We start from the raw sequence: 14,050 nt of genomic DNA on the forward strand, positions 1-14,050 counted from the left end.
TACGATGGCGAATGACCTTTCACACCTGTTGCAGCAGTGGTACCCAGAGCGGGACAGTGCCGACTGGGTGCTGGGAACCGTTTACCGGACCGAAGGCCCCTGTTACCGCAAGCCCGGCGCCACCATGCTGTTCAACAGCCTGGGGCAACAATTCGGCCTGCTCAGCGGCGGCTGCCTGGAGTCCGATATTCACCGCCATGCCCGCCAGGTCATGCACAGCCACAAGGCCGTGACCCTGTGTTACGACGGCAGCGACGAGGACGACCTGTCGTACCAGCTTGGCATCGGCTGCGGCGGTACCGTGCATATTCTGCTACAGCCCGTTCTGGCGCAGCAGCAGTACCTGCAGCTCGATGCAGTGCACCAGGCACTGGGCACAGGCCGCGACGGCCTGCTGTATCAGCGGATTCCGGACAACAACGGCCAGGTGGAAAGCCGCTTTATGGCTGCGACACCTGACACTGGGCCAACAGCACCGATATCAAGGCTGATCACTGAAGGCGAGCAGCAGTGGCTGGTGACCCGGATTCGCCCGGCCCCACACCTACTGATCGCCGGCGGCGGCCTCGATGCCCGCCCCCTTGCCAGCATGGCTCACCAGCTGGGGTGGCGCACCAGCCTGTGGGACCCGCGCCCGGCCAATGCCCGCCGCGAGCACTTTCCCAGCGTGGATCGCATTATCCAGACCCCCGCTGACGGTCTCGACGAATACGCCCGCGCAGAACGGGTCGATGCCGCCGTGCTGATGACCCACAATATCGGTCTCGATGCCGCAGTACTGGAGACACTCAACAGCGTCCCGCTGCGCTACTGCGCCCTGCTCGGACCGCACCATCGCCGCGCCCAGGTACTGCACGCCGCAGGCTTGAGCGAAACCCAGCTAACCACCCCAGTCGCCGGCCCCGCAGGCCTGGACATCGGCGCAGAACTGCCCGAAAGCATCGCCCTGGCCATCCTCGCCGAATGCCACGCCCAGCTGCACCAGCGCAGCGTACGCCCGCTCAGCCAACCGGCATAAGCGCCCAAAACGAACAGACCTGAAGCATTCAACTTCAAGCCCTTACCGTAGAACCGATAACTGACGACTACCCATCCTTGAGTCTGGTAGCGGGGGACAGGATTTGAACCTATGACCTTCGCTGCAGTTATAAAGAGCGAGCCCGACGCTGTTACTTGCTCAGGGCTCAAAAACGAAAAAGGCCCGATGCATAGCACTTCGGGCCTTTCTCTAAATATGGTAGCGGGACAGGATTTGAACCTGTGACCTTCGCTGCAGTTATAAAGAGCGAGCCCGACGCCGTCTTTCCTTCTCTCGCAAACGAAAAAAGCCTGCTACTTTTCAGCAACAGGCTTTTCTCCTAAATATGGTAGTGGGGACAGGATTTGAACCTATGACCTTCGCTGCACTTATAAAGAGCGAGCCCGACGGCTTTTGCTCTCTCACAAGCCCAAAATAACGAAAAAGGCCTGAGATCTTTCGATCCTCAAGCCTTTTTCAAGAGTTATTGTCAAATCTGGTGTATGACGTCAGGCGGCGTTCCTGTCTGATTGATCTTGTACTTGCTCACCATCCTTGAACTTCACGTTGTTGACCACGAGGGTCAGCAGATTAAATCCCTTGATCCGTTTCCAGTTTTTCTGTGCCGACTCCAACAGCTTGTAGACCATCGCCAGCGTCGTGTCCCTGGAGCCGCAGTTACGCGTCCGTTTGGTGCGCAACCTTACCGTGGCGAAAGTCGATTCGATCGGGTTGGTGGTCCGGATATGCACCCAGTGTTCTGCCGGGAAGTCGTAGAACGCCAGCAGCTCTTCCCGGTCCTTGGCCAGGCAATCCATGGCTTTGGGATACTTGCTACTGAACCGGGTCAGCGTCCGATCAAATGCCACCGTGGCCGCGTCACGCGTCTCGGCCATCCAGATATCGTGCAGCGCTTCTTTCACTTTGGGTTGCATGGATTTGGGCAGCTTGTTCAGTACATTCGCCGTCTTGTGTACCCAGCAGCGCTGGTGCCGGCTGGCAGGATACGTTTTGGTCATCGCTTTCCAGAACCCCAGCGCGCCATCGCCAATCGCCAGCTTCGGCGCGGTTTCCAGGCCACGCTCGCGCAGACCCAGCAGTAACTCCTCCCAGCTTGCCGTCGACTCCCGGTAGCCGTCTTCAACCGCAACCAATTCCTTGCGGCCGTGCTCGGTGACGCCAATGATCACCAGCAGGCAGAGGCGATCATCCATCCGGACGTTGCTGTGCACGCCGTCGGCCCACCAGTACACATAGCGCGAGTTCGCCAGGTCCCGTTGCCGCCATTGCTGGTGCTCTTCGAGCCATTGGCTCTTGAGTCGGGATATCGTATTGGCCGATAGCCCCTTGGCCTGATCGCCCAGCAGCGCGGCCAGTGAGTCCTGAAAATCTCCAGTGGAGATGCCCTTCAAGTACAGCCAGGGCAACAACTCCTCGACACTCCGGGCCCGCTTCAGGTACGGCGGCAGTAGCGCGCTGTTGAATCGAATCCCGGAACCGCTTCGGTCCCGCACCTTGGGCACCTTGATCTCGACATCACCGATACCAGTCTGGACGGTACGTTCAGGCAAATAGCCATTGCGAACCACGGCCTGGCGGCCATCTGGGAGCCGGGATTCGGCGTGCTGATTCAGAAGCCCCTGAAGCTCGGCTTCGACGGCGTGTGCGATCAGTTCACGTGCCCCTGCACGCAACAGCTCGGTCAGCGGATCTACTGCCTGTGCCTCTGGTTGTGAAAGAGCCCTCAGGGTAAAATCGGTCATGGCGTATCACCTCTGTTGATTGAGATCTTGGTCGTGATCAATCAACAGGATACGCCATCCCTCCTATCTCCCCGTACACCAGAAATCACCATAACTCCTTTTTCAAGACAGAAAACAATTAGTTATCTGACTTTTTAATATGGTAGCGAGGACAGGATGTGAACCTGTGACCTTCGCTGCACTTATAAAGAGCGAGCCCGACGGCTTTTGCTCTTTCACAAACTACATATAACGAAAAAGGCCTGAGATCTTTCGATCTTCAGGCCTTTTTCAAGACAGAAAACAATTAGTTATCTGACTTTTAATATGGTAGCGGGGACAGGATTTGAACCTATGACCTTCGGGTTATGAGCCCGACGAGCTACCAGACTGCTCCACCCCGCATCAACGTGGTGCGAATACTACGCACCCTTTCCGCATTGCGCAACCCCCTGATAGCAAATACTTTTTATCAGAGCACAAAAACCCGCCAAGCCCATCCTCAACCCACATAACAACGGTATACTTGGGCCTCTCAGGCCCAGGTGGAACGACGGATTTTTCAGGTGCCCAAACGCTACTACATCGGACTGCCACAGTGGAACCACCCCGACTGGGCCTGCAGCGCCCTGAGTGGCCGGGCAGCTCAGTCGACACTGCAGCGCTACGCCTCCCACTTTTCGTCGGTCGAAGGCAATTCAACCTTCTATGCAATGCCCAACGCCGAGACGGTTCAGCGCTGGCGCCAGGAAACACCCGAACATTTCCGATTTTGCCTTAAGCTGCCGCAGCAGATCAGCCACCGCCTGCAGTTGCGCCATTGCCAGCAGGAGCTGCAGAGCTTCATCAACGGCATCAACCCGCTGCAGGAGAAGATCGGCCAGCTGTTTATTCAGCTGCCGGCACATTTTGGCCCCGGGGGACTGGATACGCTGGCGCAGTTTTTCGCCCAGCTGCCCACTGCATTCAGCTATACCCTGGAAGTCCGGCACCCCGAATTCTTCGCCAAGGGCGATGCCGAACGCAGGCTAAACCGCCTGCTGATGGAGCAAGGCATCAACCGCACCCTGTTCGACACCCGCGCGCTCTTTGCCCTGCCAGGGGATGATGCCGCGACGCGGGATGCCTGGCAAAAGAAGCCGCGGGTACCGCTGCATGTCATCGCCACCGGGCAGGCACCGATGGTACGCTTTATCAGCCCGCTGGATTACCGCTCCGCTGATCCCTGGCTGACGCCCTGGGTGAGCAAGGTCGCCGGCTGGCTGCAAGAGGGCCGCCAGCCCTACCTGTTTTTCCATACACCGGACAACCGTGAAGCGCCCCTGCTGGCACAGCACTTTGCCCGCGAACTAACCAGCCGCTGCCCCGATGCCACGGGATTCAGTCCCTGGCCCGAAATCGTGCGACAACAGGAGACCCTTTTCTGATGAATGCCCTGATCTACATCATGGACCCCATGTGCAGCTGGTGCTGGGCCTTTGCCCCTGAACTGCAAGCCGTACGTGCGCGCTTTGCCAACCTGCCGATCAGCGTCATCATGGGCGGACTGGCACCGGACAGTACCGAGCCCATGGACAAGGAGCTCGCCCAGCAGATACAGGCCACCTGGCAGCAGATAGAGGCCCGCACAGGCACCGCCTTCAACCATGATTTCTGGACCCAGAACAGCCCAAGACGCTCAACCTACGATGCCTGTCGTGCGGTCATCGCCGCGACCCGCATTCGCCCGGATGCCCAGGAAGGCATGATCGACGCCATTCAACGGGGTTATTACCTGCAGGCGAAGAACCCGTCCGACCGCGCGGTACTCACCGAGCTGGCACAGCAGATCGGCCTGGATGACGCGCTGTTCAGCCAGTACCTGGGCGACGAGATGACCCAGGGCATGCTGCAACAGCACCTGGCAATCAAGGGTAGTCTGGGGATACAGGGGTTTCCGACGCTACTGCTGCAAAAAGGCGAGGAACTGCACTGGCTCAGTACAGGTTACCGTCAGGCCGACGGCATTATTGAGCAGCTGGAAAAGTTAACGGGGGAGCGCTGAGACTCCCCCAATGAACTCAGGTACGGGAAACTGAAACGTCTTCCGCCTGCAAGCCCTTGTCGCTTTCACGGACGTTGAATCGAACCTGCTGACCTTCGGTCAGCGAACGGTGCCCACGGCCGCGAATATTGCGAAAATGCACAAATACATCGTCGCCATTTTCACGGGTGATAAAACCAAAACCCTTGGATACGTTAAACCACTTTACCTGGCCGGTTTCCCGGGCATCATTTTCGTCATCATACTCCTCTTCATCCATGTCCATTTCAGTAGCGCGGACCTGGGGCTTGGCACCCCAGCCTGACGCAATGGAAGCCGCCAGAACAACCGCAAACACTACCGCCAGTACCGGAACACTCAGCGCTACTTCTACCTTGGCAACAGCAGCCAACAAAACTGGAATCAAAACTGCAGCTAAAGCACTGACAACAAGACCGCGTATCAGTTGATTACCACTCATTTAGTCATCTCTTGTATTAACAAATTTCCATCAAAAAAAGCCCACTCGCACCTTGGGAACGAGGGACGATCGCAACATATAGCGAATTTTGCGTATTTTTTCAACAGCTTAAGGCCTTTAATGCGCTATTCTCTGTAGAATTGTGCCTGTTTAGGCTTCAACCTCCACCACCCAATGGACAGACTGCACATGAGTGACACACAGCGACTGGACGATCTGGAGTCCCGCATCGCCTTTCAGGAAGACACCCTCGACGCACTGAACGCGATCGTCGCCCGCCAGGACCTGGAGATTCAGCGCCTGACCAGCATCGTCAAAACCCTCAACGGCCAGATCAAGCAGCTGGCGCCCGCCTCGGCCGAGGACATGGCCGACGAGCCGCCACCGCCACACTACTGATATGGGGCTATTCAAGCTGATTGGCCGGGCACTGCTGCGCGGATGCGTGCGCGCCACCGCACTGGGCACCGAGCACCTGCACGGCGGCCCAGGCGTGCGCTACGTCCTCGAAAGCCACCGCTGGAGCCATGTGCAGCTGCTGCTCGACCAGGCCCGCCGGGCCGGCGCGGTGCTGCACCCCGAGCAGATTCTGTTTGCCCGCAGCGGCGACCAGCCTGCGCTGCAGCAGCAGCTCGATACATTGTGCGAAAACAGCCTGCAGGACCCGCAGTACAGCATCGACCTGATCCCGGTATCCATCTTCCATGGTCGCTTGCCCATTCGCGAAACCTCCTGGCTGAACCTGCTCTACGCCGAAGCCTGGGACCAGGGCGGGCGCATCGGGCGCCTGATGCAGCTGCTGGTCAATGGCCGCCAGACCCTGATCCAGATTGACCCGCCGCTGCAGCTGCAGGAGCTGGCCCGAAACACCCCGGACGCCCCCGCGCTGGCTCGCAAGGCCAGCCTGGTACTGCTGCAGCACTTTCGTACCCGGCGCCGCGCCGTCGTCGGCCCCGACCTGTCCCATCGCCGCACGCTGATGTCGACGATCCTCCGTCACCCCAACGTCCAGCAGGCCATCGCCACCCGGGCCCGGGACAAGCGCGAGACGCAGCAGGAAGCCAGCCGCTACGCCGCGCGGGAGCTGCAGCGCATCGCCGCCAACTTCAGCCCGGTGACCGCACGCCTGCTGCATCCGTTGCTCAACGCGACCTGGCACCGACTGTACGACGACGTTGAAATCATCGGCCTCGACCGCCTGCGCGAACGCGCCCTGGATCATCAACTGGTCTACCTGCCCTGCCATCGCAGCCACATGGACTACCTGCTGCTGTCCTGGGCACTGTACCGCCATGGCCTGATGCTGCCCCATGTCGCCGCTGGCGACAATCTGGACATCCCTGTCATAGGCTCGATTCTCAAGCGCGGCGGCGCCATCTTCATGCGCCGCAGCTTTCAGAACGATGGACTCTACCGCGCCCTCTACCAGCAGTACCTGGCCCTTATGTCCCGTCACGGCCACGCCCTGGAATACTTTATCGAGGGCGGCCGCAGCCGCACCGGCCGACTGCTGCCCGCCCGCACCGGTCTGCTGAACATGACACTGGATGCCTGGTGCGCCAGCCCCGAGCGCCCGGTGGCACTGGTACCCGTCTGGATCGGCTACGACCGGGTCGTTGAAGCCCACAGCTACCAGCGCGAGCTGGATGGCGCCAGCCGGGCTCACCCCGGTACGCTCGACAGCCTGAAAAGCGCCTGGCAGGTACTGCGTCAGCGGTTTGGCCGCGTCTCATTGAGCATTGGCGAACCCATCGCCCTGGCAGACCAGGTCAATCCCCACCTGCCCACCCGCCCCCAGGCCACAGCGCTTGGCCGGCAACTGCTGGAGCGCATCAACCAGGCCGCCGCCCTGACCGAAACCGGTGTCATCGCCACCGTCATACTGGGCCAGCCGCACCTGCGGCTCGATGCTGACAGCCTTGCCCGCCAGGGCGATGCCCTGCTACAGCTGGCGCAACAGCTGCCCAACCCTCCGGTCAGCGTGCCCCCCGACCCCGCCGAGCACTGGATCCAGCGGGCCCGGGCACGCCATCAACTGGCGCTGGAAGACAACCAGGTTCGCCTGCAGCCGGCCCAGGCGCGGGAAATGACCTTTTATCGCAACAACATGATGCACCTGTTCGTACTGCCGGGGCTCTGCCTGTTGCTGGTGCGTCGCAGTGCCAACCCGCTGCCGCAGCTCATTACCCGCATGCTCAAGGTGCTCTACCCCTACCTGCAGGCCGAACTGTTCCTGCCCTGGCCGGAGCAGGGCTTCACAGCCGTGGCCGCAGACCTGCGTCGAACACTGCTGAACCAGGGGCTGCTGAGCCGCGCCGGAAAAACACTGATGGCGAGCGACAGCGATACCGCACTCTGCCTGATGCGCAACGCCGAACCCCTGCTGCTGCGCTACTACCTGCTGTGCAGAATACTGCAGCGCTACGGGGACCTGGGGAAAGAGGAACTGATCGAAAAATCACTGCGACTGGCCGCAAAACTGCAGCGCGAGTTCGGTTGCGAGTCGGCGGACTATGCCGACAAGCGCGTATTGACGGGGTTTGTCGAGCAACTGCTGGATCGCGATATCCTGCAGTTCAGTAACGATCAGGTCGCGCCCCGGGTCTCGCTGGAAGCACTACTGAACCAGGCCCGGAGCCTGCTGACCCAGCGCCTGCTGGACTTTATTGATCAACAGCTGGAAAGCTAGCACCGTCGCGCTTCAGGCCGGTTTTCTCAGCACCTAGAGCCACAGCGGCTGGGCTTTTTCGACGGCCAGCCGGGCGCCCTTCAGGCGAGCTTTTTCAGGGCATAGATATCATAGCGACTGGACTTTCCCGCCAGCTGAACGCTGGGCGCGGGGCCCGGAATCACCGGCGCCTTACGCGGCCGCTTCACCACGACCCGATTGGCAGCTGCAGCCAGCGCCGCTTCCAACAACCTGGCGGCATCGGCATCATCCCCCACCAGGTCGCGGAACAGGCGCATTTCCTTTTTCACCAGCGCGCTCTTGTCCGAATGCGGGAACATCGGGTCAACGTACACCACCTGGGGTCGCTCGTCCTGCGAGGCCTGCTGCGCCAGCCAGCTAATGCTGTCGGCCTCGATCAGCTGCATCCGCGCGACTATGTCGGCCACCTCCGCATCCTGCTGCGCCCGCGCCAGGCCATCGGCCAGCAGCAGCTGGATCACCGGCACCCGCTCGATCATCTGCACGTCACAGCCCAGACTTGCCAGCACAAAGCTGTCCCGACCCAGCCCGGCCGTGACATCGGCCACCCTGGGTCTTACCCCCTGGCGCATGCCCACCGCCTTGGCGATCAACTGACCCGTGCCGCCACCGTGCAACCGACGGTGACCGACAGCGCCGCCAACAAAATCCACCCACACCGGTCCCGGCGCCTTGCGCCCGGTGGGTTGCAACTGCAGCCCGGCATCGGTCACGCGCAACAGCGAGTCGTAGTCGCAGCGCCCCAGGTCCGCGCCACACAGCAGCTCCAGCCCCAGGGTCGCGGCCAGTTGCCGGGCACGGGCCAGATGTTCAGGAGTAACGTACTCGACGGCAAGACTTGCAAATTCGGTCATGGAGGGGTCTGTCAGTAAACGGTGAAAAGAGGCGTGGTGCTCAGATAAATAGATCGATACAGGCAGGCTCCAGCTGACCTGCCGCGCCGCGTGACTGGGTCGCATCGTATGCCAGCAGGGCACGCTGGCTGTGGTAGTCCAGCGCGGCAAAGCGGGCGTCCGCCTGGGCATCGCGCTGCCGCCCGGCAGCCGGCCCTGCGCTCCCCGCCCCGGGTTCCCACTCGCCCTCGCGCACGGGTTCATCAACGCAGGTACTGCGTTGCACTGCCCGGCGCTTGAGCGCCTTGCGCGGGGCGGGCAGGCGAAAGCTGGTTCCTATCTGCATGCGTATCACCTGGCGGGACGGGAGCTTGCAGTATCGCCAATCCGGCGCCGGAAATAAATGCCGGCATCAGCCTGCGAAATAAACCCCCAGCAACCCCACCCCCAGCAACAGGCGATAAATCACGAACGGCAGCATGCCGATCCGATTCAACCAGCTCAGGAAAAGGCAGATGCAGGCCCAGGCGCTAAGCGCAGCCAGCACCGCGCCCAGACCCACCAGCTCCCAGCTGGCCGCCGTACCGACCTGCATCAGATCGAGCCCCTTGAAGACGCCGGCACCGATAATCACCGGAATCGAGAGCAGGAAGGAAAAGCGTGCGGCCGCATCACGATCAAACCCCAGCATCAGGCCCGCCGTCATGGTGATGCCGGAACGGGAGGTTCCCGGAATCAGCGCCATGGCCTGGGCCACACCAATCCAGAGCGCGTCCCGCGGCCCCAGGCTCACCAGTGCGCGCACCTCGCCGCGGCGCCGGTCCGCCCAGCCCAGCAGGGCACCGAAGATCAGTGTCGTGCCGGCGATGACCAGGATCGAACGCGCCAGATGCTCAATCATGCCGCTAAGGAAAAAACCCGCCAGCAGCGCCGGCAGTGTGGCCAGCAACAGGTACCAGGACAGGGCCGAATCCGCCGAACGCGCGCCTCCCAGGGATTGCCACCAGGCCCTCGCCAGGCGATCCAGATCATGGCGAAAATAGAACATGACCGCCACCAGCGTACCCACATGTACACCGACATCGAACGCCAGTCCCTGGTCTGGCCAACCAAACAGTTGCGAGGGAAGTATCAAATGGGCAGAGCTGGAGATCGGCAAAAACTCGGTCAATCCCTGAACAACGGCCAGCATAATGGCCTGAAAGACATCCGTGATCACTGCTGTTCCTTTTTCTTCCAGCCACCTTCGCGAATATACACCGGCAGCCCGTCTTCGGGTGTCAGGCCTCGTCCGTGCGCCAGGTCACTGGCCGCAATGGGCAACATGGCACTGGCGCGGGGATACACCTCCAGCAGTGGCGCAGTAATGGCCGCCTGCACGGCGGGCGTCATGTCCGCCAGGTAATTGAAGCCCGGGCCGACACCCAGCCAGGGCGCCTCTTGCGGCAAACACAATTGCGACGCAGCGCACACCTGCTCTGCCAGCAGGGCGACAGGCAGTCCGTCCTCCAGCCGGTAGGCACACCAGTAGATTTCATCCATGCGCGCATCCAGCGCTGCGATGACCCGGTCCTGCCCCTGTGCACACCCCTGCTCCAGCGCCATGGCCGCCAGCGTCGAGATTGGCAGCACCGGCACATCCGCGGCGAAGGCCAGCCCCTGGGCGATGCCCGTGGCGATACGGATACCGGTAAAGGAACCGGGGCCACGACCAAAGGCCACCGCATCGAGATCACCGGCACTGAGGCCGGCCTCGCTCAGCAGGGCTTCGGCCATCGGCAGCAGCAGCTGTATATGCTTGCGCGGCACCACGCGAAAATCTTCCACCACAGCGCCATCCTGCCACAGAGCAACGGAGCAGGCGTCGGTGGAGGTATCCAGTGCGAGTATCTTGCTCATGACAACCTTCTTGAACCCAAAACAGGGCGCCACTGCCAGAATGGGAAAGCTCCACCCTGTGACCCGGCACCCTGATACGACGAGACAGCCGGCATTCTACCCCCGGCACTGTTACATTTCATTATCGGCACGCCAGATCAGGCCTCCGAAGACAACAAGCCTTGGCCCCAGCGCGGCAACAGGGTCTGTTCAACCCCCAGCTGGTTCAGAATGCGCGCGACGATAAAGTCGACCATGTCCTCCACCGACTGCGGTCGGTGATAGAAGCCAGGACTCGCCGGCACAACGACGACCCCCATGCGGGTGAGCTTGAGCATGTGCTCCAGATGGATCTCCGAATAGGGCGCCTCCCGGGGCACCAGAATCAGCTGGCGCCGCTCCTTGAGGGCGACGTCGGCGGCCCGCTCAATCAGGTTGTTGCTGGCACCGGTGGCGATTGCAGAGAGACAGCCGGTACTGCAGGGGCAGACCACCATGGAACCGGGCGCACCGGAACCCGACGCCACCGGCGCCATCCACTGCTCGCGACCAAACACCAGGATCTGCTGCGGCGCGGCACCATACAGGCTGCTCAGAAAGGCCTGCTGCTCGTCCGGCCGGCCCGGCAATGCCAGGTCGGTCTCAGTGGCAATGACCACCTGGGCGGCCTTGGAAATCATCAGCATAACCTGGATATCCGCCGCCACCAGGCACTGCAACAGGCGCAGGCCGTACTGGGCGCCCGAGGCGCCGGTAATCGCCAGGGTGATACGGCGCGGCTCCCGCGTACTCATGCCTGCTCCTCCCTTGCCCGCAGCGCCGCCACCAGGCGCTGATGAATGCCTTCGAAGCCACCGTTGCTCATGACCAGAATATGGCTGCCACTGCGGGCTTCACGGACCAGCTCTTCAATCAGGGACTCAGTATCACGCGCCAATACTGCGGGCACGGGAGACTCGGCCACCACCGTATCCAGCGACCAGTCCAGCCCCCGGGGCTGATACCAGTAGACCCGGGTGGCGGCGGCCACCGAGGGCGCAAGCGCGTCCCGATGGGCGCCAAGGCGCATGGTATTGGAACGCGGCTCCACGACCGCGATAATCGGCGCCTCGCCCACCCGGGCACGCAGGCCCGCCAGGGTGGTTTCGATGGCCGTGGGGTGATGGGCGAAATCGTCATAGACACAAACGCCACCCACCTCGCCCACCAGTTCCATGCGCCGCTTCACACCGCCAAAGCGACACAGCGCTTCGATACCGTGCTGCGGCCGCACCCCCACATGGCGTGCCGCCACCAGCGCCGCCAGGCCATTGCTGACGTTATGCCGGCCGGTATGGGCCCAGTCGACGATGCCCTGGCATTCGCCCTCGAACCAGACCTCGAAGCGGCTGCCATCCTCGCTCAACAACCGCGCCTGCCAGGCTGCAGCATCGACGCTAGCACCCTCGTCCTGCAGTCCGGTGCGTACCAGCTCGGACCAGCATCCCATCTCGATCACCGCATCCAGCGCCGGCTGTCCCAGGGGTACCACCAGCTGGCCGTTGCCCGGCACGATGCGTACCACATGGTGAAACTGGCGCTGGATCGCCGCCAGATCCGGGAAAATATCGGCGTGATCGTATTCCAGGTTGTTCAGGACCAGGGTGCGGGGATGGTAGTGCACAAACTTGGAACGCTTGTCGAAAAAGGCCGTGTCGTACTCATCGGCTTCAATCACGAAGAAGGGGGAACTGCCCAGCCGCGCCGATACCGGGAAATCCTTCGGCACGCCGCCAATCAGAAAGCCCGGCTCCATGCCGGTGTGCTCCAGCACCCAGGCCAGCATGGTGGCCGTGGTGGTCTTGCCATGGGTGCCCGCCACCGCCAGTACCCAGCGCTCGTGCAGCAGGTTTTCCGACAGCCACTGCGGCCCCGACTGGTAACGCAGGCCCCGGTCCAGCACGTATTCGACACAGGGGTTGCCGCGGGACATGGCATTGCCAACGATAACCATGTCCGGCGCCGGCTCGAGCTGCGCCGGGTCAAACCCCTGGGTCAGTTCGATGCCCTGCTGCTGCAGCTGGGTGCTCATGGGCGGGTAAACATTGGCATCGGAGCCGGTGACCCGGTGACCCAGTTCCTTGGCCAGAATGGCCAGCGACCCCATGAAGGTGCCGCAAATGCCCAGTATATGGATATGCACGCAACAGAATCCTGTTCTACATCGGTTTGGGGCATGATACCCGTTTTACGGCCAGGGCCGCACCCGTTAAAATCCGCATAAAGTTGCCGTCAAACCATGCAAATGGCTACCGAGTCCCGTATAATTTTGCGCCGAAACTCCCCTCCAGAACCCAAAAGGTTTAAGCAGAACAATGCAGCTCCTGAGCCAGTTCCTGAAACACCAGAAGACTGACGAACAACTGGTCGAATTGATCGACACGCTGATGGTCGCATGCAAGGAAATTGCACTGCAGCTGCGCGAAGGCGCGCTGGCCGGCATACTGGGCACCACCGACAACACCAACGTGCAGGGTGAAACCCAGAAAAAACTCGATGTCATCTCCAACGACGTGCTGAAGAAGCTGCTGCTGGACAACCCTCTGGTCGCGGGCCTGGCCTCGGAAGAGGAAGATGACCCGGTTCCCGGCAACCCGGATGGCCGCTTCCTGGTGACCTTCGACCCGCTGGACGGCTCGTCCAACATCGATATCAATGTCTCGGTCGGCACCATCTTCTCGGTACTGGAGCTGACACCCGGTGACGACCCGGCACTGCACTCGACCTACCTGCAGAGCGGCCGTCGCCAGGTCGCGGCGGGCTACGTACTCTACGGCCCCTCCGCCGTGCTGGCGATGACCACCGGCAAGGGTGTGAACTTCTTCACCCTGGCCCATACCGGTGACTTCATCCTCACCCGTGAAAACGTCAAGATTCCGCCCCAGACTCGCGAGTTCGCCATCAACATGTCGAACCAGCGCTACTGGGAACCGGCGATGCAGAACTACATCGGCGACCTGCTGCTGGGCAGCGATGGCCCCCGCGGCAAGAACTACAACATGCGCTGGATCGCTTCCATGGTGGCCGAAGTGCATCGCGTACTGACCCGGGGCGGCATCTTCAGCTACCCCTGGGATGCCCGCGAGCCGGCCAAGCCCGGCAAGCTGCGCCTGATGTACGAGGGCAATCCCATGAGCTTTTTGATCGAGCAGGCCGACGGCATCGCCAGCACCTGCCGCGCCCCGATCCTGGACGTCCAGCCCGGCGAAATACACGAACGTGTGTCCATCGCCCTGGGATCGCGTGAAGAAGTGGAAGCCCTGCTGAGCTACCACAGCGCCGACAAGTAATTTACCCCGAAGCACAGGGCCAGGCGGCCATAAGTC

The 14,050-nt window shown here is 61.6% G+C and carries 14 protein-coding genes and 1 tRNA gene; 6 read left to right on the forward strand and 9 right to left on the reverse strand.

Annotation, left to right across the window (positions count from 1 at the left end; translation table 11 throughout):
• Positions 1–4 precede the first annotated feature (4 nt).
• Positions 5–1,018 (forward strand): XdhC family protein, encoded by a 1,014-nt coding sequence (locus tag KDW95_RS10540; protein WP_255856230.1) that lies wholly within the window; start codon positions 5–7, stop codon positions 1,016–1,018.
• Between the two features lie 509 nt (positions 1,019–1,527).
• On the opposite strand, the gene KDW95_RS10545 is transcribed toward KDW95_RS10540, so the two are convergent.
• Positions 1,528–2,781: an IS256 family transposase gene (locus tag KDW95_RS10545; protein WP_255852692.1), complete on the reverse strand. Its 1,254-nt coding sequence runs from the start codon at positions 2,779–2,781 to the stop codon at positions 1,528–1,530.
• Between the two features lie 307 nt (positions 2,782–3,088).
• A tRNA-Met gene (locus tag KDW95_RS10550) sits at positions 3,089–3,165 on the reverse strand.
• A gap of 161 nt (positions 3,166–3,326) precedes the next feature.
• On the opposite strand from KDW95_RS10550, the gene KDW95_RS10555 reads away from it, so the two are divergent.
• Together KDW95_RS10555 and KDW95_RS10560 are read left to right on the forward strand one after the other, a co-directional pair.
• The gene (locus tag KDW95_RS10555; RefSeq protein ID WP_255856231.1) at positions 3,327–4,187 is read left to right on the forward strand and encodes a DUF72 domain-containing protein; all 861 of its coding nucleotides are present in this window, start codon (positions 3,327–3,329) and stop codon (positions 4,185–4,187) included.
• The gene (locus tag KDW95_RS10560; RefSeq protein WP_255856232.1) at positions 4,187–4,804 is read left to right on the forward strand and encodes a DsbA family protein; all 618 of its coding nucleotides are present in this window, start codon (positions 4,187–4,189) and stop codon (positions 4,802–4,804) included. Before KDW95_RS10555 ends, KDW95_RS10560 begins: the two co-directional genes overlap by 1 nt.
• A 16-nt stretch (positions 4,805–4,820) precedes the next feature.
• Here KDW95_RS10560 and KDW95_RS23500 read toward each other — a convergent pair whose 3' ends face one another.
• Positions 4,821–5,264 (reverse strand): cold-shock protein, encoded by a 444-nt coding sequence (locus KDW95_RS23500; RefSeq protein ID WP_304941581.1) that lies wholly within the window; start codon positions 5,262–5,264, stop codon positions 4,821–4,823.
• A 189-nt stretch (positions 5,265–5,453) separates the two neighbouring features.
• Between KDW95_RS23500 and KDW95_RS10570 the strand changes: the two genes are divergently transcribed.
• Together KDW95_RS10570 and KDW95_RS10575 are read left to right on the forward strand one after the other, a co-directional pair.
• On the forward strand, positions 5,454–5,663 hold the full coding sequence (locus KDW95_RS10570) for a SlyX family protein (protein WP_255856233.1): 210 nt from the start codon (positions 5,454–5,456) through the stop codon (positions 5,661–5,663).
• 1 nt (position 5,664) lies between these two features.
• Complete coding sequence (locus tag KDW95_RS10575; RefSeq protein WP_255856234.1) at positions 5,665–7,953, forward strand: 1-acyl-sn-glycerol-3-phosphate acyltransferase; 2,289 nt, start codon at positions 5,665–5,667, stop codon at positions 7,951–7,953.
• Positions 7,954–8,033: 80 nt separating this feature from the next.
• Here KDW95_RS10575 and KDW95_RS10580 read toward each other — a convergent pair whose 3' ends face one another.
• The 6 genes from KDW95_RS10580 to mpl form a co-directional block, all read right to left on the reverse strand.
• Positions 8,034–8,828, reverse strand: a complete 795-nt coding sequence (locus KDW95_RS10580) for a class I SAM-dependent methyltransferase (RefSeq protein WP_255856235.1) — start codon at positions 8,826–8,828, stop codon at positions 8,034–8,036.
• 40 nt (positions 8,829–8,868) lie between these two features.
• A complete protein-coding gene (locus KDW95_RS10585; RefSeq protein WP_255856236.1) occupies positions 8,869–9,153 on the reverse strand; it encodes a hypothetical protein in 285 nt (94 codons plus the stop codon).
• A 66-nt stretch (positions 9,154–9,219) separates the two neighbouring features.
• Entirely contained in the window at positions 9,220–10,026 is an 807-nt protein-coding gene (locus KDW95_RS10590; protein ID WP_255856237.1) for an undecaprenyl-diphosphate phosphatase, read from the reverse strand.
• Positions 10,023–10,706 (reverse strand): tRNA (adenosine(37)-N6)-threonylcarbamoyltransferase complex dimerization subunit type 1 TsaB, encoded by a 684-nt coding sequence (tsaB, locus tag KDW95_RS10595; protein ID WP_255856238.1) that lies wholly within the window; start codon positions 10,704–10,706, stop codon positions 10,023–10,025. The genes KDW95_RS10590 and tsaB overlap by 4 nt, the downstream gene beginning before the upstream one ends.
• Before the next feature lie 137 nt (positions 10,707–10,843).
• Positions 10,844–11,479, reverse strand: coding sequence for a flavin prenyltransferase UbiX (locus tag KDW95_RS10600; RefSeq protein ID WP_255856239.1), 636 nt, complete (start codon positions 11,477–11,479; stop codon positions 10,844–10,846).
• Positions 11,476–12,867, reverse strand: a complete 1,392-nt coding sequence (gene mpl / locus KDW95_RS10605) for a UDP-N-acetylmuramate:L-alanyl-gamma-D-glutamyl-meso-diaminopimelate ligase (RefSeq protein WP_255856240.1) — start codon at positions 12,865–12,867, stop codon at positions 11,476–11,478. Before mpl ends, KDW95_RS10600 begins: the two co-directional genes overlap by 4 nt.
• Positions 12,868–13,039: 172 nt before the next feature.
• Here mpl and KDW95_RS10610 point away from each other — a divergent pair, with 172 nt between their 5' ends.
• Positions 13,040–14,014 carry a class 1 fructose-bisphosphatase gene (locus KDW95_RS10610; protein ID WP_255856241.1) on the forward strand — a complete coding sequence of 325 codons (975 nt, stop codon included), beginning with the start codon at positions 13,040–13,042 and terminating at the stop codon, positions 14,012–14,014.
• Positions 14,015–14,050: the final 36 nt, after the last annotated feature.

This window comes from Marinobacterium rhizophilum, from assembly GCF_024397915.1.
Classification (GTDB): domain Bacteria; phylum Pseudomonadota; class Gammaproteobacteria; order Pseudomonadales; family Balneatricaceae; genus Marinobacterium_A; species Marinobacterium_A rhizophilum_A.